Origin of the sequence: Mycobacterium sp. shizuoka-1 (genome assembly GCF_002723835.1) — a bacterium.
GTDB lineage: Bacteria > Actinomycetota > Actinomycetes > Mycobacteriales > Mycobacteriaceae > Mycobacterium.
In genome coordinates, this window is record NZ_BEWG01000096.1 from 1 (window position 1) to 21,835 (window position 21,835).

General features: G+C 67.4%; 19 protein-coding genes and 2 pseudogenes. 11 read left to right on the forward strand and 10 right to left on the reverse strand.

Annotated elements, in window-relative coordinates; all coding sequences use genetic code 11:
- Positions 1-224, reverse strand: a pseudogene (locus MSZK_RS33225) (hypothetical protein); the annotation flags it as partial.
- A 100-nt stretch (positions 225-324) separates the two neighbouring features.
- Here MSZK_RS33225 and MSZK_RS24915 point away from each other — a divergent pair.
- Positions 325-1,161 (forward strand): class II fructose-bisphosphate aldolase, encoded by an 837-nt coding sequence (locus tag MSZK_RS24915; RefSeq protein ID WP_099251220.1) that lies wholly within the window; start codon positions 325-327, stop codon positions 1,159-1,161.
- A gap of 10 nt (positions 1,162-1,171) precedes the next feature.
- Here MSZK_RS24915 and MSZK_RS24920 read toward each other — a convergent pair whose 3' ends face one another.
- Complete coding sequence (locus MSZK_RS24920; protein WP_099251221.1) at positions 1,172-1,954, reverse strand: DeoR/GlpR family DNA-binding transcription regulator; 783 nt, start codon at positions 1,952-1,954, stop codon at positions 1,172-1,174.
- Between the two features lie 111 nt (positions 1,955-2,065).
- On the opposite strand from MSZK_RS24920, the gene MSZK_RS24925 reads away from it, so the two are divergent.
- The 10 genes from MSZK_RS24925 (at position 2,066) to MSZK_RS24970 (ending at position 13,549) form a co-directional block, all read left to right on the forward strand.
- Positions 2,066-3,373, forward strand: a complete 1,308-nt coding sequence (locus tag MSZK_RS24925; RefSeq protein ID WP_233211502.1) for a D-tagatose-bisphosphate aldolase, class II, non-catalytic subunit — start codon at positions 2,066-2,068, stop codon at positions 3,371-3,373.
- A complete protein-coding gene (locus MSZK_RS24930; protein ID WP_099251223.1) occupies positions 3,370-4,497 on the forward strand; it encodes an SIS domain-containing protein in 1,128 nt (375 codons plus the stop codon). The genes MSZK_RS24925 and MSZK_RS24930 overlap by 4 nt, the downstream gene beginning before the upstream one ends.
- A 1-nt stretch (position 4,498) precedes the next feature.
- Entirely contained in the window at positions 4,499-5,476 is a 978-nt protein-coding gene (locus MSZK_RS24935) for an N-acetylglucosamine kinase (RefSeq protein WP_099251224.1), read from the forward strand.
- Positions 5,477-5,483: 7 nt separating this feature from the next.
- Positions 5,484-6,401 (forward strand): DMT family transporter, encoded by a 918-nt coding sequence (locus MSZK_RS24940; RefSeq protein ID WP_099251225.1) that lies wholly within the window; start codon positions 5,484-5,486, stop codon positions 6,399-6,401.
- Complete coding sequence (locus tag MSZK_RS24945; protein WP_099251226.1) at positions 6,398-7,720, forward strand: alpha-glucosidase/alpha-galactosidase; 1,323 nt, start codon at positions 6,398-6,400, stop codon at positions 7,718-7,720. Before MSZK_RS24940 ends, MSZK_RS24945 begins: the two co-directional genes overlap by 4 nt.
- Positions 7,721-7,731: 11 nt before the next feature.
- Positions 7,732-9,009, forward strand: coding sequence for an ABC transporter substrate-binding protein (locus MSZK_RS24950; RefSeq protein ID WP_099251227.1), 1,278 nt, complete (start codon positions 7,732-7,734; stop codon positions 9,007-9,009).
- Between the two features lie 7 nt (positions 9,010-9,016).
- On the forward strand, positions 9,017-9,907 hold the full coding sequence (locus MSZK_RS24955; protein ID WP_099251228.1) for a carbohydrate ABC transporter permease: 891 nt from the start codon (positions 9,017-9,019) through the stop codon (positions 9,905-9,907).
- Positions 9,904-10,809, forward strand: a complete 906-nt coding sequence (locus tag MSZK_RS24960; protein WP_233211503.1) for a carbohydrate ABC transporter permease — start codon at positions 9,904-9,906, stop codon at positions 10,807-10,809. Before MSZK_RS24955 ends, MSZK_RS24960 begins: the two co-directional genes overlap by 4 nt.
- 2 nt (positions 10,810-10,811) lie before the next feature.
- A complete protein-coding gene (locus tag MSZK_RS24965) occupies positions 10,812-11,903 on the forward strand; it encodes an ABC transporter ATP-binding protein (RefSeq protein WP_099251229.1) in 1,092 nt (363 codons plus the stop codon).
- Positions 11,904-11,995: 92 nt separating this feature from the next.
- Complete coding sequence (locus MSZK_RS24970; protein ID WP_099251230.1) at positions 11,996-13,549, forward strand: FAD-binding protein; 1,554 nt, start codon at positions 11,996-11,998, stop codon at positions 13,547-13,549.
- On the opposite strand, the gene MSZK_RS24975 is transcribed toward MSZK_RS24970, so the two are convergent.
- The 8 genes and pseudogenes from MSZK_RS24975 to MSZK_RS25010 form a co-directional block, all read right to left on the reverse strand.
- On the reverse strand, positions 13,536-14,051 hold the full coding sequence (locus MSZK_RS24975; protein WP_099251231.1) for a hypothetical protein: 516 nt from the start codon (positions 14,049-14,051) through the stop codon (positions 13,536-13,538). The genes MSZK_RS24970 and MSZK_RS24975 overlap by 14 nt on opposite strands.
- 20 nt (positions 14,052-14,071) lie before the next feature.
- Complete coding sequence (locus tag MSZK_RS24980) at positions 14,072-15,682, reverse strand: MCE family protein (RefSeq protein WP_099251232.1); 1,611 nt, start codon at positions 15,680-15,682, stop codon at positions 14,072-14,074.
- On the reverse strand, positions 15,682-16,956 hold the full coding sequence (locus MSZK_RS24985) for an MCE family protein (RefSeq protein WP_099251233.1): 1,275 nt from the start codon (positions 16,954-16,956) through the stop codon (positions 15,682-15,684). The genes MSZK_RS24980 and MSZK_RS24985 overlap by 1 nt, the downstream gene beginning before the upstream one ends.
- Positions 16,953-18,431 carry an MCE family protein gene (locus MSZK_RS24990; RefSeq protein WP_199203475.1) on the reverse strand — a complete coding sequence of 493 codons (1,479 nt, stop codon included), beginning with the start codon at positions 18,429-18,431 and terminating at the stop codon, positions 16,953-16,955. Before MSZK_RS24990 ends, MSZK_RS24985 begins: the two co-directional genes overlap by 4 nt.
- Positions 18,428-19,525: an MCE family protein gene (locus MSZK_RS24995; protein WP_099251235.1), complete on the reverse strand. Its 1,098-nt coding sequence runs from the start codon at positions 19,523-19,525 to the stop codon at positions 18,428-18,430. Before MSZK_RS24995 ends, MSZK_RS24990 begins: the two co-directional genes overlap by 4 nt.
- Entirely contained in the window at positions 19,525-20,550 is a 1,026-nt protein-coding gene (locus tag MSZK_RS25000; protein ID WP_099251236.1) for an MCE family protein, read from the reverse strand. The genes MSZK_RS24995 and MSZK_RS25000 overlap by 1 nt, the downstream gene beginning before the upstream one ends.
- Entirely contained in the window at positions 20,547-21,734 is a 1,188-nt protein-coding gene (locus MSZK_RS25005; RefSeq protein WP_099251237.1) for an MCE family protein, read from the reverse strand. The genes MSZK_RS25000 and MSZK_RS25005 overlap by 4 nt, the downstream gene beginning before the upstream one ends.
- Before the next feature lie 12 nt (positions 21,735-21,746).
- Positions 21,747-21,835 (reverse strand): annotated as a pseudogene (locus tag MSZK_RS25010) (ABC transporter permease); the annotation flags it as partial.

The window sequence follows — 21,835 nt, forward strand, 5'->3', positions numbered from 1 at the left end:
AAAAACTCCCGCCACTGAAACGGCTTCCGAAACACAAACCGCACCGCATCAGCCGACATCGCAAACAAACCACCAACAGCCGCCATCGGACCAGCGGCAATCCGGGCCAAGGCGACTGTGTCCGCGCGGGTCGGGCGGGTGCTGACGGTCACGCCCATCAACAGGCCGACTGGAGGTGCGATGTCACGGTGGCTGAGTGCACCGCACAATGTGCTCGCGGCCACATCTGCTTCCCGGTCAGCGGGAGACGTGTCGCCCGCGATGACCGCCCCGACGACGACGACCGTGCTGGACAGCGTGGCAGCGCACTGATAAGACAGGCAGATGCCGCTCGCCCGAACCGCCGATCTCGTCGCAGCCGCCTACCGCGACCGCTCAGCCGTGCTGGCCTGCAACGTGATCACGCTCGAGCACGCCGAGGCGATCGTGGCCGGCGCCGAACGCGTGGGGCGCCCGGTGATCCTGCAGCTGAGCGAGAACGCGGTGAAGTTCCACCACGGCAGACTGGCACCTGTCGCCGCGGCGGCCGGCGCGGTCGCCGCCGCCGCGGCGGTCGATGTCGCGGTGCACCTCGACCACGTCGAGGACGAGCACCTGCTGCATGCGGCCGCCGCCACCAGCGCGTCGTCGGTGATGTTCGACGCGTCGAAGCTGGACTACGCCGCCAATGTCGCGGCCACGAAAACCGCGGTGGACTGGGCACATCGCGAGGGTTTGTTCCTCGAGGCCGAGCTCGGCGAGGTCGGCGGGAAGGACGGCGCGCATGCGCCCGGCGTGCGCACCGACCCCGATGAGGCGGTCGCCTTCGTCGCGGCGACCGGCGTCGACGCGCTGGCCGTCGCAGTCGGCAGCTCGCACGCGATGTCGCAGCGCAGCGCCACGTTGGACTTCGAGCTCATTGGGCGCCTACGGGCTGCGCTCTCGGTTCCCCTTGTGCTGCATGGTTCTTCGGGTGTGTCCGACAATGACCTGCGCTCGGCGGTCGAGGCAGGGCTCACCAAGATCAATGTGGGGACACTGCTCAACGTCCGGTTCACCGCCGCGGTGCGCTCTTATCTGGCCGCCGAGCCGGACGTCAACGATCCGCGCCGATACCTGTCCCCGGCCCGCGACGCGATCGCCGACGCGGTGGCCGCGCTACTGGCCGCCATCGACGGATAACCGCGTCTCACTAGTCGCCCACCTCGACGACGTGGACCCGCACGCCCGCGCCGACGATCCGCTCCAGCTGCACCGGGTCGGCGGTCGAGTCGGTCACCAGATGGTGGATCTCGTTGAGAGCCACCATCTTTGCGAGGGTGACCTTGCCGATCTTGGAACCGTCGACAGCGACGACGACCTGTTGCGCGCTGGCGGCCATGGCCATTGCCGTCCGGGCCTCGGCCTCGTCGAACGTGGTTGCCCCGACCTCCGCCGACATCCCGTCGGCGCCGAGTACCGCCGTCCCGACGTTGATCACCTGAAACGCATGCTCCGACATCGGCCCCACCGCTTCCAGCGAGTTCGCCCGGACCAGGCCGCCGGTCACGATCACCTTCATGTGCGCATCGACGGCACAGTCGGCGGCGATGGTCAGCGAGTTCGTCACGATCGTCATCTGCGGGCGCCCTTTCAGCGACCGCGCGACTTCACCGGTGGTGATGCCGCCGGTCAGCGCCACCGCCTGCGGACCGGCCGGCACCAGCGCCGCGGCATGCTGCGCGATCCGCCGCTTGATCGCGATCGTGCGGTGATCGCGCAGCCGAACCGGGATCTCGCTGCCACTGGGATCGAGTGCCCGCGCACCGCCGTGCGTCCGGACCAGCAGGCCCTGTTCCTCGAGCTCGCTGAGATCACGGCGCAACGTCGCGGCCGATACCCGCAATTCGGTGCGCAACACCTGGGAATCGACCTCGCCGCGCGCGCGCAGAAGCGCCAGCACCTCACGCATCCGGTCGGTGCGCCTGGTCGACATTTCCGCTGCCTCCTTTGACTTCGCACAATACGATCGGTCAAACGATCAGTTTTAGTGATCACTTGACGGCGTTGCATTGCGCACTCTGAGCGAGCTTCCCATGATCGAGCAATGTTGCAAATGTCCGGGCAGCGCACCAGCTGGCTCGCCGAGACCATCGGCCGCCACAAGTCCGGCCACGCGGTCGGCGTGTATTCCGTCTGCTCGGCCCATCCCACCGTCGTCGAGGCCGCGATGACCCAGGCCGACGCCGACGGCACCCCGGTGCTCATCGAGGCCACCTCGAACCAGGTCGACCAATTCGGCGGTTACACGGGGCTGCGCCCCGCGCAGTTTCGCGATCTCGTCCTCGGCGTTGCCGATCGCTGTGCCTTCCCCCACGAACGGGTCGTGTTGGGCGGCGACCACCTCGGACCCAACCGGTGGCAAGGCGAACCCGCCGCTGCCGCAATGGACAAGGCCGACACGCTGGTCGCCGCCTACGTGGCGGCCGGCTACAGCAAGATCCACCTCGACTGCAGCATGTCGTGCGCCGACGATCCGGCCGTCCTCGGCGACGAGGATGTCGCCCGGCGCGCCGCCCGGCTGATGCGGGTGGCCGAGGACTGTGCGCAGCGCGAGGGCATCGACCCACCGGTGTACGTCATCGGCACCGAGGTGCCGGTGCCCGGCGGAGCGCACGAAACCCTCGGTGCGCTGGCGCCCACACCGGCTGATCGGGCCCGCCGGACCATCGCCGCGCATCAGGTGGCGTTTCGAGACGCGGGCCTCGACCACGTGTGGCCCCGAGTGATGGGACTGGTGGTCCAGCCCGGTGTCGAATTCGACCACCTTCGGGTCATCGACTACCGGCGCGACGCCACCGCCGCGCTGCGGCGTGTCCTCGACGACGAACCACATCTGGTGTTCGAGGCGCATTCCACCGACTACCAGCGCCCCGCCCAGCTACGCGAGCTCGTCGAGGACCACTGGGCGGTACTGAAAGTCGGTCCAGGACTGACCTTCGCGATGCGCGAAGCACTCTTCGCGCTCGCGCACATCGAGGACGAGCTCGTGCCGCACGCGTCGCGGTCCGGCCTCATCGACGTCGTCGAACGCCGGATGCTGGCCAACCCGGCCTACTGGCAGGGCTACTACGACGGCGACCCGAGATCCCAGCAGACCGCACGGCGCTACAGCTACAGCGACCGGTTGCGGTATTACTGGGCCGACGAACAGGTCGAGGCCGCGCGCCGCGCCCTGCTGGACAACCTCGACCGCGTCGGCATACCGATGCCACTGATCAGTCAATTCCTACCCATCCAGTACGACCGGATCCGCGCCGGCGAACTCGATCCGACGGCCGCCGCCCTGGTGATCGACCGAGTCCGCGACGCGATGCGGCCCTACGCCCGAGCCGTGAGTGGAGTGCCCGCATGACGAACACCGTGCCCGCCCAGAAAGACGGCGGCGCAACGATTCTCGAGATCGGGCAGCAGCCCGGCGTGTGGCGCGAGGCGGCGCGGAACATCGACCCCGAGCTCACCCGGTTCCTCGGCGAGCTCACCGGCCGGCCGGACCTGCGGGTGATCCTGACCGGAGCGGGAAGTTCGGCGTTCATCGGGGAGATCGCGGCCGCCGCCGTGCGCCGCCATCTCGGCCGCCGCGTCGAGGCGATCCCGACCACCAGCATCGTCGCCAGCCCGCTCGATCACCTGGAGCGTGACACCCCGACCCTGATGGTGTCCTTCGCCCGCTCAGGCAACAGCCCGGAGAGCCTGGCCACCACGGCGCTGGCCGACGAACTGGTCGACGATATCGCTCATCTCGTCCTGACCTGCGACCCCGCCGGCGAGCTGGGCCGAAACCACAGCGGGCGGAACAACTCTCGGGTGTTGTACATGCCCGAACGCAGCAACGACACCGGGTTCGCGATGACATCGAGCCTGACGTCGATGCTGCTGTCCTGCCTGCTGCTGCTGGGCCCCGCCACCGAGCGCGATGCCGAGGCGCTGGCCGCCGCCGCCGAACAGGTCATCGCACGCCAACCGGACATCGCCGCACTCGCCCGGACCAAGCGCCAGCGGTTCTTCTACCTGGGCAGCGGAGCGCTGAGCGGCCTAGCACGCGAATCCGCCTTGAAGATGCTGGAGCTGACAGCCGGCGACGTGGTCACCTACTTCGACTCGCCGCTGGGTTTCCGGCACGGCCCGAAATCCGCGTTGGACGCCGACACTCTGGCGGTGGTGTACGTGTCCACCGACCCATACACCCGCCGCTACGACCTCGACATCATCACCGAGATCCGGTCCCAGCTCGGCGTGGACACCGTCATGGTGATCTCCACCGAATCGCAACCCGGGGGTCCCACGCTCGCGCTGCCCGAACTCGAGGGAATGGACGACGCTCTGGTCGCCCTGCCGTATCTGGTCTTCGCCCAGTACCTTGCGCTGTTCACCGCCCTCGAGCACGGCAAGACCCCCGACAATCCCTTCCCCTCCGGAGAAGTCAACCGGGTGGTCCAGGGCGTCACCATCTACCCGATGATCCAGAACGGAGGCTGACGTGGCCCGTTATCTCGGAGTCGACGGCGGCGGATCGAAGACCGCGTTCGCGCTCATCGACGACACCGGGCACGTCCTCGCCCGCGCGACCGCACCGACGTCGTACTACTTCAACGACGGCTTTGAGGTAGTGGAAAAGTCCCTGGCACAGGGAATTACCGACATCTGTACGCAAACGGGCATCGTCACCGCCGACATCGACGCCGCATTCTTCGGCCTGCCCGGATACGGCGAGGCCAGCGGCGACATCGCCCAACTCGACGCCGTCGGAGCCGGCATCCTCGGCCACCACCGCTACAGCTGCGACAACGACATGGTGTGCGGTTGGGCGGGCTCACTCGCGGGTGAGGACGGCATCAACGTCATCAGCGGCACCGGGTCCATGACCTACGGCGAACGACACGGAGTCGGCCACCGCGTCGGCGGCTGGGGTGAATTGTTCGGCGATGAAGGCTCGGCGTATTGGATTGCCGTCCAAGGGCTCAACGCGTTCTCCCGGATGAGTGACGGCAGGCAGCCGCCGGGCACTCTGCACGCGCTGATGAAAGACCGCCTCCAACTCGCCGGCGACCTGGACGTCGTCAGCCTGGTGATCGACACCTGGAAGGGCAACCGCAGCAAGATCGCTGCACTGGCGACGACGGTCTGCCAGGCCGCCGAAGCCGGCGACGATGCGTCGGCGCGCATCCTGTCCGCCGCAGTCGGCGAACTGGTCACGCTCATCGAGACCACGCGCACCCTGATCGGGTTCACCGATGACGACAGCGTCCCGGTGTCCTACTCGGGCGGGATGTTCTCCAACGACGGCTTCCTGTCCCAGTTCGTCGCAGCGCTGGACGCCGCTCCCGCCGACTACGCCCTCCAACAGCCGCGGCTCGATCCGGCAGTCGGGGGCGCGCTCTACGCCGCCAAGCACAGCGGACATCCGCTGAGTCCACAAGCCGTGCAACGCCTTTCCGCCAACAACCCGACGAGGTGAGGTCATCATGACCACGACCACCCCAGCACGCACCCGCGGCTGGATCTTCTACGCCGCCTTGCTCATCCTGTTCTGGGGTGTCTGGGGGGCATTCTCGGCCCTCCCGTCGTCGAAATACGGCTATCCGGACGAGATGATCTACAGCATCTGGGCGCTCACGATGATCATCCCCGCCGCGGTGATCCTGCGCGGCCAGCGGTGGGACCGCCGCCCCGCCGCCACCATCTACGGCCTGCTCATCGGGCTCACCGGCGCCGGCGGCCAGCTGATCCTGTTCCAGGCGCTCACGATGGGCCCGGCGTACCTCATCTTCCCCATCGTCTCGATCTCACCGGCGATCACCGTGATCATGGCGATGGCGCTGCTGCGCGAACGCATTTCACCACTGGCCGGGATCGGGCTGGTGATGGCGCTGGCCGCCATCGTGCTGTTCACCGTCACCGGCGGTGAATCGGAAGCCTCGTCGGGACCGTGGCTGCTGCTGTCGGTCCTGATCTGCGTGGCCTGGGGTGTGCAGGCGTACTTCATGCGCAAGACCGCGACCATCGGGGTCAACGAAGCCACCACATTCGGCTGGATGACCATCAGCGGCCTGGCGCTCATTCCCGTCGCGCTGTGGTCCCTCGGCGGCATACCGACCGGCTTCGGCTGGCAAGCGCCCGCACTGACCGCCGTCACCCAGGTGCTCAACGCCGTCGGTGCGCTGTTCCTGGTGATGGCACTGGCGCGCGGCAAGGCCTCGATCGTGGCCCCGACCACCAATGCGCTGGCCCCCGCGCTCACCGTGATCATCTCGCTGATCGCCTACCAGACCCTGCCGAGCCCCTACGGCGCGATCGGTATCGTGCTCGCGCTGCTCGGCTCGACGCTGATGGTCTACAGCGACGAGAAGCGCGGTGAGGCGCTGTCCGAGGCGGTGCGATGAAGCCCACCGTCGTCATCATCGGCGCGGGCAGCGTCGAATTCACCCGCGAGCTGCTCGGCGACATCCTGTCCTTCCCGGAGTTGGGATCCACCCGGGTGGTGCTGCACGACATCGACGCCGAGCGACTGCAGACCGCCGAGGCGATCGCCCGAGCGACCGCCAGGGCCGCGGGCGCCGACCCTGAAGTGGTGGCGACGCTGGACCGTCGCCGGGCCCTCGAGGGCGCCGACTACGTCATCAACGTGATCCAGGTCGGCATGCACGACGCCACCGTGCGTGACTTCGAGATCCCGGCACGCTATGGCCTGAAGCAGACCATCGGCGACACCATCGGGGTCGGCGGGATCTTCCGCGGCCTGCGTACCTTCCCGGTCCTGGCCGGGATCGCCGAGGACATGACGGAGGTGTGTCCGGACGCCTGGCTGCTGAACTACACCAACCCGATGGCGATGAACGTGACGTTCCTGCATGCGGTCGCGCCGCGACTGAAGGTCCTCGGGCTGTGCCATTCGGTGTACTGGACCATGGTCGGCCTGTGCGAACTCATCGACGTGCCCTACGACGAGGTGTCCTACTGGTCGGCGGGGGTCAACCATCAGGCATGGGTGCTGCGCTGGGAACGCGCCGGCCAGAACCTCTATCCGCTGCTGGATCAGCGCATCGCCGCCGATCCCGAGCTGCGCAGGCGGGTCCGCGTCGACATGTACCGGCGGCTGGGCTACTACCCCACCGAGACCAGTGAGCACAGCAGCGAGTACGTCGGCTGGTACCTCCACGACCCGGCCGAGATCGCCCGGCTGCGGATCAATGTCGGTGAGTACGTGTCGATCAGCGAGGCCAACCTGGCCGAATACGCGCGGGTACGTGCCGAATTGGCGGACGCACACGCGCTGGCGATCGACACCAGCTCGACGGAATATGCACCGCAGGTCATCCATTCGCTGGAAACCGGTACGCCGCGGGTGATCTCGGCCAACGTCGTCAACGACGGGCTGATCACCAACCTGCCGGACGGGGTCGCCGTCGAGGTGCCCACCCTGCTGGACTCGCTCGGTGCGCACCCGATGAAGGTCGGCGATCTGCCGCCACAGTGCGCCGCCCTCAACCGCGCCTTCCTCGGGCCGGTCGACCTGACGGTCCGCGCGGCGGTCGACGCCGACCCGCGGCTGGTGCGTGCCGCGGCCATGGTCGATCCCAACACCGCCGCGACGCTGAGCGTCGACCAGATCTGGGCGCTGTGCGACGAACTGACCGTCGCGCACGGCGACCTGCTCCCCCCATCGCTGCGCCGCAGTCTCGCCCCGGATACCGCCCACTAAGGAGTCTCACCGTGATTCGACGTAGGTTGTGCATCGCCCTGATCGCCATGCTGACGTTCGCCGTCGCCGCCTGCGGTGGCGGAGGCGGGTCGTCGGGCCCCACCGAGATCGCGGTGTGGCACGGTTATCAGGACACCGAGGGCGAGGTGTTCAAGAGCCTGGTCGATCAGTACAACAAGGAACACCCCGACGTGTTGGTTTCCGAGCTGTACTCCTCGAATGACCTGGTGCTGCAAAAGGTTCTGACCGCGGTGCGAGGCAACAGTGCACCGGATGTGGCCTACATGTTCGGATCGTGGTCGCCGAACATCGCGAAGATCCCGTCGCTGGTGAACATGGCCGACGAGGTCAAGAAGCCGGACTGGCGTTGGGACGACTTCTACGAGGCCGAACGCAAGGCCGCGACGGTGGGCGACAAGGTCGTCGGCGTCCCCGCACTGGTGGACAACCTGGCGATCGTCTACAACAAGAAGCTCTTCGCCGACGCGGGCGTCGCCCCGCCGTCACCGGAGTGGACCTGGGACGACTTCCGCGCGGCGGCGGCCAAGCTGACCGACCCCGCCAAGGGCCAGTTCGGCTGGTTGATTCCCGCCGACGGCAGCGAAGACACGGTGTGGCACTACATTCCGATGCTCTGGGAGGCCGGCGGGAACATCCTGTCCGCCGACAACACCAAGGCCACCTTCAACTCCGAGGCGGGCGTGCGGGCGCTCACCACGCTGCAGCAGATGGCGGTGGCCGACAAGTCGCTCTACCTCGACACCACCAACGAAAACGGGCCGAAGCTGATGAACAGCGGCAAGATCGGGATGCTGGTGACCGGCCCGTGGGACCTGTCGCAGCTGTCCGACATCGACTACGGGGTGCAGGTGATGCCCACCTACCCCGGCTCCAGCGGCGGACATCAGACCATCGCCGGACCCGACAACTGGGTGGTGTTCGACAACGGCGACAAGCGCAAGCAGGCGGCGATCGACTTCGTGAAGTGGCTCTCGGCACCCGAGCAGGTCACGAAGTTCTCGCTGGGCACCGGCGATCTGCCCATCCGTGCCTCGGTCGGCGACGACAAGGCCGTGCTCGACGAACTCGACAAGAACGTCCCCGGCACCGCCGCCTTCGTCGAGAATCTGAAGAACGTGCACCAGGTGCGGCCGCAGGTCGAACAGTATCCGGCGGTGTCGGAGGCGCTCGGCCAGGCGATCGTGTCCGTCATGCTCGGCAAGGACCAGCCCCAGGCGGCGCTGGACGCCGCCGCGCAGGCCGCCGACGCGAAGTTGGCGGAGAAGTAGGGAGTCGATGCCAGCACTGATTCGGCGGCGCGGCCGCCCAGATGCCGTGTCGGGGTGGGCGCTGGTCAGCCCGGCGGTCATCCTGATCGGGATCTTCGGTCTGCTGCCGGTGCTGATGTCGCTGCAGTTGTCGTTCCAGAAGTCCGACCTGCTCAGTGCCGAGACGCCGTGGGTGGGCTTCGACAACTACAAGAAGTTGGCCGAGGACCCGGTGTTCGTCCAGGCGATCACGAACACGATCGTCTACACGGCGCTGTTCGTGCCGGGCACGATGGTGGTCGGGCTGCTCGTCGCGGCCGCGCTGAACCGCTCGGTGCGGTTCATCTCGGTCTACCGGACCGCGGCCTACATCACCATGGCGGTGTCGACCATCTCGCAGGGCATCATCTTCCTGTGGCTGACCGACCGCGACTATGGCCTGGTCAACGCGGCGCTCAACGCGGTGGGGATCTCGTCGCAGCCGTTCCTGGCGTCGCCGTCGCAAGCGTTGTACGTGATCGTGGCGATGACGATCTGGGGCTGGACCGGCTTCTCGGTGATCGTGTATCTGGCTGCGCTGCAGGGTGTTCCGGCCGAACTCCACGAAGCCGCCGCGATCGACGGCGCGTCGGCGTTGACCCGGTTCCGCACCATCACGGTTCCCCTGCTGGGCCCGGCCAATCTCTTTCTGGTCGTGTGGCTGACGATCAACGCCCTGCAGCTGTTCGACGAGGTCTATGTGACGACCAGGGGCGGACCGCTACGGGCCACGACCGTGATCGTCTACTACCTGTGGGACCGGGCCTTCGTGCAGTTCGACGCCGGCTACGCCGCGGCGATGGCCTATGCCCTGTTCGTGGTGATCCTGCTGATCACCGCCGTGCAGTTCCGGCTGGCCCGGCGGTATGTGCACTCATGACCGATCTGCTGACCTCCACGACGCCCGGCGCGGCCGAACCCGCCCGCCGGGCGCAGTCCTCTCGGTGGCGCCTGCCGTTCAGTCCCTGGCACCTCATCCTGATCCCGGTGACGTTCCTGCTCCTCACACCGCTGTTGTGGATGCTCATCACGTCGTTGGAGACCGAGGGCGAAGCGAATCGCTTCCCGCCAGTGCTGTTTCCCGAACATCCGCGATTCGCGAACTACACCGACGCGTGGGCGGCGGCGCCGTTCGGGCATTTCTTCGTCAACAGCGCGCTGGTCACCCTGGTGGTGCTGGCGTCCAACCTGGTGGTCTGCAGTCTCGCGGGCTATGCCTTCGCGCGCATCCGATTCCTGGGGCGCGGAGCGCTTTTCGTCACGTTGATGGCGACGTTGATGGTGCCCTTCCAGGTCACCATGATTCCGGTGTTCCTGATCGTCAAGTGGTTCGGCGACAACGTGTGGGCGGGCCTGGGTATCGACCACCTCGGGGCTCTGATGCTGCCGAATCTGGCGACCGCGTTCGGCATCTTCTTCCTGCGCCAGTTCTTCATGACGGTACCCGTCGAGCTGGAGGAAGCCGCCAGGGTCGACGGGACATCGCGGATCGGCGTGCTGTTCAGGATCATCCTGCCGCTGTCGCTGCCGGCGTTGTCCACGTTGGCCGCGCTCACCGTGCTGACGTCGTGGAACGACTTCCTGTGGCCGCTGATCGTCATCACGTCCCAGGACCAGATGACGATCCCGTTGGGCCTGAGCTACTTTCAGGGCGCCCACCGCGTCAAGTGGCCGCTGCTGATGGCGGCCAACGTGATGAGCCTGCTGCCGATGCTGTTGGTGTTCGTCGGCGCCCAGCGCTATTTCGTGCAATCGGTGGCGAGCCAGGGATTGAAGGGCTGAGCATGGCAGAAGTTGAGTTCCGCAACGTGACGCGGCGATACGCGGGCGGCGTCGCCGCCCTCACGGACTTCAACCTGACGGTCGCCGACGGCGAGTTCTTGATCCTGGTCGGGCCGTCGGGGTGCGGTAAGAGCACGGCGCTGAGACTGCTTGCCGGGCTGGACAGACCGAGCTCCGGCGAGATCAGGATCGGCGACACCGTCGTCAACGGGCTGGCTCCGGGCGAGCGCGACATCGCGATGGTGTTCCAGAACTACGCGCTGTATCCGCACATGTCGGTGTACCGCAACCTGGCCTACGGTCTGCGGCAACGCAAGACACCGCGCGCCGAGATCGACCGGCGGGTGCGGGAAACGGCCGCGCTGCTCGAGATCGACACGCTGCTCGACCGCAAGCCCGGTCAGCTCTCCGGCGGCCAGCGCCAGCGTGTCGCCATGGGCCGCGCGCTGGTCCGCCGCCCCCAGGCATTCCTGCTCGACGAACCGCTGTCCAATCTGGACGCCAAGTTACGCAACCAAGTCCGCGGCGATCTGAAGCGACTGCACCGCGAACTTCCGGTCACCTCGATCTACGTCACCCACGACCAGGTCGAGGCGATGACGCTCGGCGACCGGCTGTGCGTGATGTCCGGCGGTGCGATCCAGCAGATCGGCACCCCCGACGAGATCTACCACCACCCGGCCAACACTTTCGTCGCGGCCTTCATGGGCAGCCCGCCGATGAACCTGGTGGCCGCCGAGGTGCGGTCGGGGGTGCTGCACGTCGCAGACGCCGCGCTGGCCGCGGTGTCGACACCCGAGGGCCCGGTGACGCTCGGCGTTCGCCCGGAACATCTGCAGTTGCGCGACCGCATGGCCGAGGGTCTGCTGCCGGCGCGGGTCGACTTCGTCGAACCGCTCGGCAGCCACGTGCTGGTGACCGCGCTCGTCGACACCGGCCGCGCGCAGAGCACGAGGGTGATCGTGCATGCGCCGGCAGGCACCGACCTGCCGGCAGGCACCCGGATCGGCCTCGAACTGCCCGCAGACCGGACGTACTTCTTCGATGCCGACACCGGCAACGCCCGGCGCAGCCGGGAACCGATCGCGCTCTGACCGCGGCATCTGCCGGCACTCACTCACCGGGAGTCGTCGTTGCTTCGCGCTGCGCCACCGATCACAGTGGACCCAGCAGACGAAGGAGGCCGATGACTGCGCAGGACTACGACGAAACCGTCGACGTCATCGTCGCCGGCTCCGGCGGCGGTATCACCGGGGCGTACACCGCGGCCCGCGAGGGACTCTCGGTGGCGCTGGTGGAGGCGACCGACATGTTCGGCGGCACCACCGCTTACTCCGGCGGTGGCGGCATGTGGTTCCCCTGCAACCCGGTGCTGCAACGTGCCGGCAGTGACGACACGATCGAGAAGGCACTCACCTACTTTCATGCCGTCATCGGCGACCGCACCCCGCGCGAACTCCAGGAGACCTACATCCGACGCGGCCCCGGCCTGGTCGAATACCTGGAGGCCGACGAGAACTTCGTGTTCTCGGTGCTGCCGTGGCCCGACTACTACGGCAAGGCTCCCGACTCGCGCGGCGACGGGCTGCGCCACATCGTGGCGGCGCCGATCCGCGGCGAGAAACTGGGCCCGTACGCCGGATTCGTCCGGGGGCCGCTGGACCACGACCGGCTCGGTGCGCCCGCCCCGGACAAGCTGTTCGGCGGCCGGGCACTGATCGGCCGGTTCCTGGCGGCGTTGGCCGGCTACCCGGACGCCGCGCTGTACCGCAACGCCCAACTGACCGATCTGATCACCGACGGTGGACGGGTCGTCGGCGCGGTCGTGCAGCGCGACGGCCGGCCGGTGCGGATCGGCGCCCGGCGCGGAGTGCTGTTGGCGGCGGGCGGTTTCGAGCACAACGCCGCGCTACGGCACAGCTACGGCGTACCGGGTGCCCCGGCCGACAGCATGGGCGGCCCGGGCAGCACCGGGGCCGCGCTCGAGGCGGCGCTGCGAATCGGCGCGGCCACCGATCTGATGGACCAGGCCTGGTGGTCACCGGGCCTGACCCACCCTGACGGCCGGTCGGCCTTCGCGTTGTGGTTCACCGGGGGCATCTTCGTCAACCAGGCCGGGCAGCGGTTCGCCAACGAGTCGGCGGCCTATGACCGGATCGGGCGGGAGATCATCGCCGAGATGGCGGCCGGCCGGCTCGATGTGCCGTTCTGGATGGTGTACGACGACCGGGAGGGCGAGGTTCCGCCGGTCAAGGCGACCAACGTGTCGATGGTGGACACCGAAAGCTACCGCGACGCCGGATTGTGGCGCAGCGCAGACACTTTGGCCGAACTGGCCGCGGTGATCGGAGTGCCCGCCGACGCGCTGGAACAGACGGTGGAGCGCTACAACGCGATGGTCGCCGAGGGCGCCGACACCGATTTCGGCCGCGGCGACGAAGCCTACGACCGGGCTTTCTCCGGCGGCGAGTCACCGCTGGTCGCGATCGACACACCCCCGTTCCACGCGGCCGCGTTCGGGCTGTCCGATCTCGGGACCAAAGGCGGCCTGCGCACCGATGCCCGGGCCAGGGTTCTCGACGAGTCCGGTGCGCCGATCCCCGGCCTGTACGCGGCGGGCAACACCATGGCGGCGGTCAGCGGAACCACCTATCCCGGTGGCGGAAACCCCATCGGTGCGTCGATGTTGTTCAGCCACCTGGCGGCCCTCGACATGGCCGGTGACGTCAGGTCAGCTTGATCAGCTTGAACGGCATGTTGATGAACAGCGCGAGGCTGTGGCCGCAGGCGCCCGGCTGGCCGGTGGTGGAGTCCTGGCCGACCAACGTGTTGGAGCTCGGGTCGGTCTGATCGCCACCCGGGCTGGATCCGTGAAAGCGGTACACCTGCAATCCCGGGGCGGTGGTGCCGTCCTGGCACGGCATCCAGTCCTCGATGACCCGCTTGACACGCCAGTCGCCGCCGGTCTGATAGATCGGCGCCGTCCAGCCCGCATCGCTGCTGACCGTGCCGGTGCACTCGGTCGGATAGCTGCAGGTCGAGTTGATGGTCCAGATGCTGCGCACACTGCGCTCGTCGTGGAACACATCGTTGGACGTCGCCCATTCACCGTTGGACGTCGCCTGGAAGGTGCCGTTGAGCGCCCATTTCTCCGACGCCCCCGCGGTGGCGGGATACATCACGCCGCCGAACGCCGCAGCGGTCACGGCTCCGACGCTGATCAGCATTCGGGTCGTACGCATGTGCCCTCTCCCCTCACCTTTCATGTCGTCGGCAGCAGGTCCTTCCACGACTGGTTGTCGCCGGAGTGCACCAGGTCGGTCTGCCGCGCCACGGTGCCGTCGGGTGTGGCGTATTGGCCGGTCGCCGGGTCGTAGGTGGCGATCGCCACCGACGGTCCACCGGGCGCACCCGGCGTGAACGCGCTGGGCGCGACCGCGGGACCACCGCCCTGATCGGTCGGCGCGATATCCGGAACACCCTGCGGCGCAGGTGCTCCCGGCGCCGGCGGGACCGGCGCTGCGGCGGGGGCGGGCGCGGGCGCGGCCGGAGCCGGTCCCGGTGGCATCGGCGTGCCCTGCAACGGTCCGTAGATGTGGTCCTGGAACGTCACCCGGTCGTCGGGCGGCACACCCTGCGCGATCAGGTTCGGATCGATCGGGTTCGGGCCGGTCGCGTGTTGGCGCATCGCGAGCGGCTCGTACGGCTTGTCGCTCTCGCAGATCTCGACCGTGGGCGCGCGCTTCCCGGGCTCGCCCTGGCACGGGTAGTTGCGAGCGCCGCGCACGGCGATCGGCGAATCCTGCGGCAGCTTGCAGTAGAGGCCGTCGGGTGTGTCGATGGTGGTGGTGTCTTCCGGTGAGCGCCACTGCGACGGCGGCAGGAAGCCCACGGTGCACGCCGGCGGGTCACTGATCGTCAGCGTGAAATCGCCGAGCGTCATACCGGTCGGGTTGTTCAACGGCGAGCCGACCGCCTGGATGGAACCGATGTAGGGCGGCAGCAGCACCAGCAACTGTTCGAGGCCGGCGTGATAGGTCACCCCGATCTGCCCAATCGTCGTCAAGCTGGCCAGCAGCACCGGCAGGGTCGGCTTCACCTGGTTCAGCAGCGCGGTCGCCTCATCGGCTGCACCAGGGCCGTTGGCCAGGAGGGAACGCCACTGCGGATCGTTGGTGTTCAGCTGGTCGGTGATGCCCGCCAGGCTGCGCGCCCAGGTCCGGATCGAATCGGTGGAGGCCAGCTGACCGTCCAACAACGGCCGGCTGTCCTCGACCAGGGTGCGGGTCTGGTCGGCGGTGGCGCTGAAATCGGCGGCGAGCCGCGACGCGGAGTCGTTCAGCGTGGTGAGGTCGTCGCCCGCGCCGTTGAGGCCCTCGTAGGCGTTGCTCAGCAGGTCGGTGAGCCGATCCGTCGGAATGCTCTTGAGCAGGGTGTTGGTCTGGTCGAGCATCGGGCCTACGGCCTGCGGGAGCTTGGCGTCCTTGACCGAGATCACCGAGCCGTCGCGCAGGTAGGGCCCGGAGTCGGTCCGCGGCACCAGGTCCACGTACTGCTCACCGACCGCCGACACGCTGAGCACCCGCGCCTCGAGGTCGGCGGGCACCTTCGGATTGCTGGCCAGCGACAGCGTCGCCACCGCGCCGGTCCGCGTCGGCAGCACCTCGGTGACCTTGCCCAGCTGGACGCCGCGGTAGGTGACGTTCGAGAACTGATAAAGGCCACCGGTTCTGGGCAGCTCGAGCTTGACCGTGATCCGGCCGATGCCGAGCAGGGTCCCCACTTGCATGTACGTCACCACCATCACGGCGACGCCGACCACCGAAGCGATGGTGAAGATGATGAGCTGGTTCCGGATGAAACGGGTGATCATCAGTTACCCCCGTCCTGTGGGACTGCCTGCGGGGCCGGACCCGGCAGCGGGCCGGACCCCGTTCCCGGGGCGGGCGCGGTGGCGCCGGTCAGCGACGCCGGCTGACTTGCCTGCGGTGGAGCGACGTCGACCAACGGCGGGATGTCGGCCACCTGAGTCGGAGGCGGCGCCGGGCTGAACGGGGCGTGCAGCGGATCGTAGGTGTACGTCGCGTACCACGGATCGCCCGGTGCGGGAACGAGTTTGGCGTTCTCGTCACCCCAGCGGGTGCCCAGCATCAGGGTCTTCTTCAGCCGCGGGACGGTGAAGTCGAAGATGATGAACTGGTTGAGGTAGTCGCCGCGGATGGCCCGGTCGATCACGGACTGGGTGTACGGGAAGGTCGGGAAGTACGCCAGCGCGGTGTCCAGTTTCGGTCCGACGTCGGCCAGCGCCTTCAGCGTCGGTTCCAGGTTCTTGAGGTTGCGCACCAGGTCGGTCTTGGTGTCGTTCACCAAACCGGTTGCCAGGTTGGAGAAATCACGGAACTTCTCCAGCGCGGTCGTGATCCGGGGCCGTTCCTTGATCAGCACGTCCAGCGCGGGCGGAATCCGGTTGAGCGCGTCGGTCAGCACTTCCTGCTGTCCGGCGAAGGTGCCGGCCAGCCGGTTCAGCGAATTGACTGCCTCGTTGATGCTGTCCCGCTGGGCTGCCAGCAGGCCGACGAAATCGTTGAGCCGGGTCAGCAGGTCGCGGATCTGATCCTGCCGACCGTTCACCGCCGCACTGAACTCGTGGATGATGCTGCCGATCTGGCCCAGGCCGCCGCCGTTGACGACCACCGACAGCGCGGACAGCGTCTGCTCGGTGGACGGGTACGTCGACGAGCGGTTGAGCCCGAGCGTGGCACCGGGTTGCAGAACGCCGGTGGGCGCCTGGCCCAGCGGCGGATTCAGCGCCAGGTGCATCGAGCCCAGCAGGCTGGTCTGCCCCACCGACGCCACCGCGTTGGCCGGAATGACCACCCCGGGCTCCACCGAGATCTCCACGTCGGCATGCCAGTCGGCCACCGTCATGTCCCCCACGCTGCCGACGACGACATCGCCGACCATCACCGGTGAATTCGATTCCAGCTGGCCCACGTTGGCGATCTCGACGTGATACGTCGTGGACCCCTTGCCGTGGCCGACGGTGCCGGGAAGCGGCAGGGAGTTCAGCCCGCCGAAGCTACAGCCGGTGGTCGTCACCGCCACACAGGAGGCGGTGACGAGCAGGCGTCGCACCGAACTGATCATGATGGCGGATTCCCTTCAGCGGGTGCCGCAGGTGCCGGTGGTGGCGGCGCCGCTTCAGCCGGGAGCAGCATGCCCTCCAGGTTCGACGGTGGCGGGGCCGCGGGCCCGGACGGCACCCCCGGCGGGATCGGCGCACCGGGGAACAGCGCGGGCGACGGATCGGCGGGCAATCCGTTCGGGGCATACGAGCCCGGCGTCAGGTTCGGCGGGTTGCCCCAGCCGACCGGCCCGGGCACATCGCCGTTGTAGCCGGTGTAGGCCGACACCGTCGGCGGGATCTCGTATCCCGGCGGGGTGCCACCCGATCCACCGGGCGCCAGCCCCGGCTCGGTATAGATCAGCTTGTCCGGGCTGGTGGATTTGCCCAGATAGGCGTTGAACGGGAACGGCAGATAGTTGAAGTTGAGCAGTCGCAGGGCGGGGCCGAGGTACTGCTCGCACAGCTTGCCGGTCTCGGGCGCGGTGGCGTTCTGCACCGCACCGATCGCCGAACAGACCACCTGCAGCGGATTGGCGAAGTTTGCCAGGGCGAAACCGCCCAGGGCGCTCTGCGAATCCGGGTTGTAGATGTTGTAGGCGTTGCCGATGGCGTTGGGCGCCACGTGAATCAGGTTCTCGACGACCAGCTTGTTGTCGGCCAGGTTCTTGGTCACGCTGCTCAGCCGCTGAAGCTGCTCGGCGGTCTGGTTGCGGGTGCCGGCGATGAAGCGCTGCACGTCCACCACGGCGCTCGACAGGTTGGTCAGCGCCCCGTCCAGATCGGACCGGCTGCCGTCGACCACGCTGGACAGCGAGGCCAACCGATCCTGGAACTGGACGATCTGGGTATTGCTGTCGCGCAGCGCCGTCACGAAGACCTGCAGGTTCTTGATGGTGTCGACGATGTTGCCGCTGCCGTCGGCCAGCACCTTGCTGACCGCGGACAGTTGGGCGATGGTGTCCCGCAGCTTCGGCCCGTTGCCGTCCAGGGCGTTGGCCGCTGAGTCGATGAACCGCCCGACCGAGGTCGTCTGCCCCTCGGTGGCCGGCCCCAGATCGGTGGCCAACCGGGTCAGCTGGGTCTTGATCTCGTCCCACTCCACCGGGATCGCGGTGCGGTCCAAGCCGATCACCGCGCCGTCGGCCATGGTGGGGCCCTTGTCCTCGTACGGCGGGGTCAGCTGCACATAGCGGGCGCCCACCAGGTTCTGCGCGACGATCACCGCTTCGGCGTTGGCCGGGATCGGTACGTTGCGGTCGACCGCCAGCACCAGCTTGGCCTTGGTGCCCTGGGCGTCGATGGACTCGATCGTGCCGACTTTCACCCCGGCCACCCGCACCTCGTCACCGGGATAGATCGCGGTGGCGCTGGTGAAATACGCCGTGATGGTGTTGGGCTTGAAGAACGCCAGCCGCACCAGCCAGCCCACGCCGGCCAGGATCACCACTGCCAGCGCCGCCGCCACGACGACCGTCAGTCGCCTGCGAGACTTCATGGCTGCCCCCATCGCTCATACGGCTGCGGTATCCCGTTGTAGGGGAACGGGATTTCCGCGCGCGGTCCGGCATTGTCGGCCGGCTGCCCCGCATCGATGCCGCGCCGGAAGCCCAGTGCGTAATCGAGGAACGGCTGCAGGGTCTGCGCCGGGTTGAGGTTGGCGACGAACGCGTTGTAGTAGAAGCCGTTGTTGACCGCTTCGGCCTGGGTGAGCTGGAACTTGGCCAGGCCCTTCATCGCCGCGGTGATGTTGTCGTTGTTCTTCTCGAGCATCGCGGTCACCGAGTTGAGCTTCTCCAAAGCTGGTGCCAGTTCCTTTTCGTTGTCGGCCACGATCCCACTCAGCTGTTTGGCGAGGGCGGACGTACTGGCCAGCAGATTGGCTATCGCGTACCGCCGCTGCGACAGCACACCGATCAGGTCGTTGGCGTTGAGCAGCAGGGTGTTCACCTGTGCACTGCGCTGCGAGAGGATCCCGGTCACGTTCGCTGCGCTCTTGAGCAGGCTGCCCAGAGATTCGTTGCGCTCGTTGATCGCTCGCGAGAGCTTGCTGATGCCGTCGAATGTCGGCCCCAGCTGCGGGCTGATCCGGTCCAGCGTGTCCGACAGGGTGTCCAGGGACTGGTTGATCGCCGCGGTGTCGGTGTCGGCCGTGTTCGAGGCGAGGTCGGACAGCGACTGCGTCAACGAGTACGGCGAACCGGTGCGCGACACCGGGATCACGTCCGCCGATCGCAGCGATCCCTTGCCGTTGGACTCCAGGGTCAGGATTCGTTGCCCGAGCAGGGTTCCGGTGCGGATGTGCGCTTCGGTGTCCTCGCCGAGGCGAACCGAACCCTTGACCATGAACGTCACCAGCGCCTTGCCGCGCTGCAACGACACGTCCGACACGGTGCCCACCTTGACGCCGGACACCTTGACGTCATTGCCTGCCTGCAGACCGCCGGCTTCGGTGAACAGCGCCTGGTGCCGAATCGAGGTGGCGAGCGACACCAGCCGCTCGGGCGAGAGCCCGATGGTGATGACGAGCACGATCAGGGCCAGGCCGATGAAGCCCGATCTGACCAGCGAGGACCCACGATATTTGAGCATTAGGGCTCCGCGCACCTTCCAGTGTGTTGGATGATCCAGGGGAAGTAGGCGGTGCGGCCCTGCAGGTCACTGACCCGCAGGGACAGGCCACACAGGTACTGGTTGATCCAGCTGCCGTAGGACCCGAGCCGCACCACCTTGCGGTAGTTCGCCGGCGCCTTCTGGATCGAGATGTCGAGCAGCTCCTTGTCCTGGTCCAGCAGCGGGGCCAACCGGCCGAGCTGGTCGACGGTACCGGCCAGCGGGGTGCGGGCCTGGTTGAGCAGGTCGGTCAGCGACGCGGTGCCGTTGTCCAGCGCGGTGATGGACTCCCCGATCGGGTCTTTGTCGGCGGCCAGCTCGGTCACCAGCTTCTGCAGCTTGTCGACGGCGCCGGAGAACTTGTCACCGTCCTTGCTGATCGTCGTGATCACCGTGTTCAGACTGTCGATCAGCTGCTGAACCGTCTGCCCGTTGTCGGCCAGCGTGCTGGTGAACGAGGTGGTCTTGGACAGCAGCGACTCGATGTTACCTTCCTGGCCCTGCAGGATCTGGATCAGCGCATTGGTCAGCGCATTGACATCCTGCGGATTCAGGCCCTGGACAACGGGTTTGAGTCCGCCGAGGAGCAAGTCGAGATCCAGGGCAGGCTCGGTCCGGTCGAGCGGGATCCGGCTGCCCGGCGGCTGGATCTTCGCCGACCCGGGGCTGTCGACCAGCTCCAGATACCGGTCACCGACCAGGTTGAGGTAGCGCACTGTGGCTTTGGTCCCCGAGGTCAGCACGACCTTGCGGTCGGCGTCGAAGTCGACGATCACCTTGTTGTCGGGCTGCAGGTCGACATCCTTGACGGTGCCGACCCGCACACCGGCCACCCGGACCGAGTCGCCGGCCTTCAGGCTGGACGCATCGGCGAAGACGGCCGAATAGGAGTTGTCCGAACCGGTCCGGTACTGGCCGAAGATCGCGAACAGGGCCGCCGTCAACAGAATCATCACAACGCCGAACACGCCGACCTTGACGAGCGTCTTCCACAGCGCGGTCATCCCGGTTGTCCGATCTGTGCGGTGTTGCGCGGCGGACCGTCCAGCGGTCCGAACAGCGCTTGCTTGAGACCGTCGGAGTTCAGCAGGATGCCCTGGTTGCCGTACTGCGCCGGGTTCGCGCCGATGTCGGCGACGACGAACGGCGGGCTGGTTTCGAACGGCACCTTCGGCATATCCGTGCATTGCGGGCCACCGGTGGCGGCGACCTTCGGCAGGTTGCTCGGATACCGGTAACGCTCACGGCCGAGGAAGAATGACTGCAGCAGAACCGCGCCCGGCAGCGGCAGGCCCGGCCCGGTGGCCAGCGGGATCAGTCCGGCGATACCGCAATTCAGCGCCGGGCTGTACTGGTTGAGCAGGTCGGTGGTGGGCGCCAGCAGGTGCACGACATTGGCCAGCGGATCCTTGTTCTCGCTGAGCACCTCGGTGCCGACATCGGCCAGACCGATGGCGCTGACCAGCAGGGTGTCCAGATTCTGCTGCTGGTCGACGATGGTGTCGCTGATCTTCGACGTGTTCTTCACCGTCGACAGCAGGTCACCGGACACGTCGCCGTAGGCGTCGAATACCTGTGGTGCCACGTCTAATTCGTGGTTGAGCGTGTCCAGGCTCGGGTTGAGCTTGGCCAGCGCGGAATCCAGATCCACCAGGGTCTGACCGAACTTGTCGCCGCGTCCGTCCAGGGATTTGGCGATCGCGCCGAGCGTCTGGTTGAGCTTGGTGGGTTCGATCTGGGAGAGGACCGAAACCAGCTGCTGGAACACGGTGTTGATCTCGACGGTGACGTGGTTGCCGTCGATGACCTGCCCGGCTTGGATGGACTTGGGCGACGCGTCGGACGGCGGGTTCAACTCGACGAACTTCGAGCCGAACACCGTCGACGAGGTGATCTCGGCACTCACATTGGCCGGGATGTCGTTGACCCGGGCGGGGTTGAGGGCGAGGTGCAGTGCCGCCCGCCCGTCGGGCAGCAGCTCGATCGACGAGACCTTGCCGACCTGGGCACCGTTGAGCTTGACCTTGGCGTCCGGGTACATCACCAGTCCGGCGCGTTGCGAGATCACGGTGACCGGAACGGTTTTGGTGAAGCTGTCCTGGAACAACCCAACAGCGACCGCGATGATCGCGGCGAGGGCGACCACGGTCGCCAAGCCGGCGAGCGGGCGCGCGATACCTGATTTCATCTCGCTCCTCGGCTATCCGGACAGGTTGAAGTTGCCGTTGGATCCGTAGATGGCCAGGGAGACCAGCAGGGTGACCGAGACGACCACGATCAGGGAGGTGC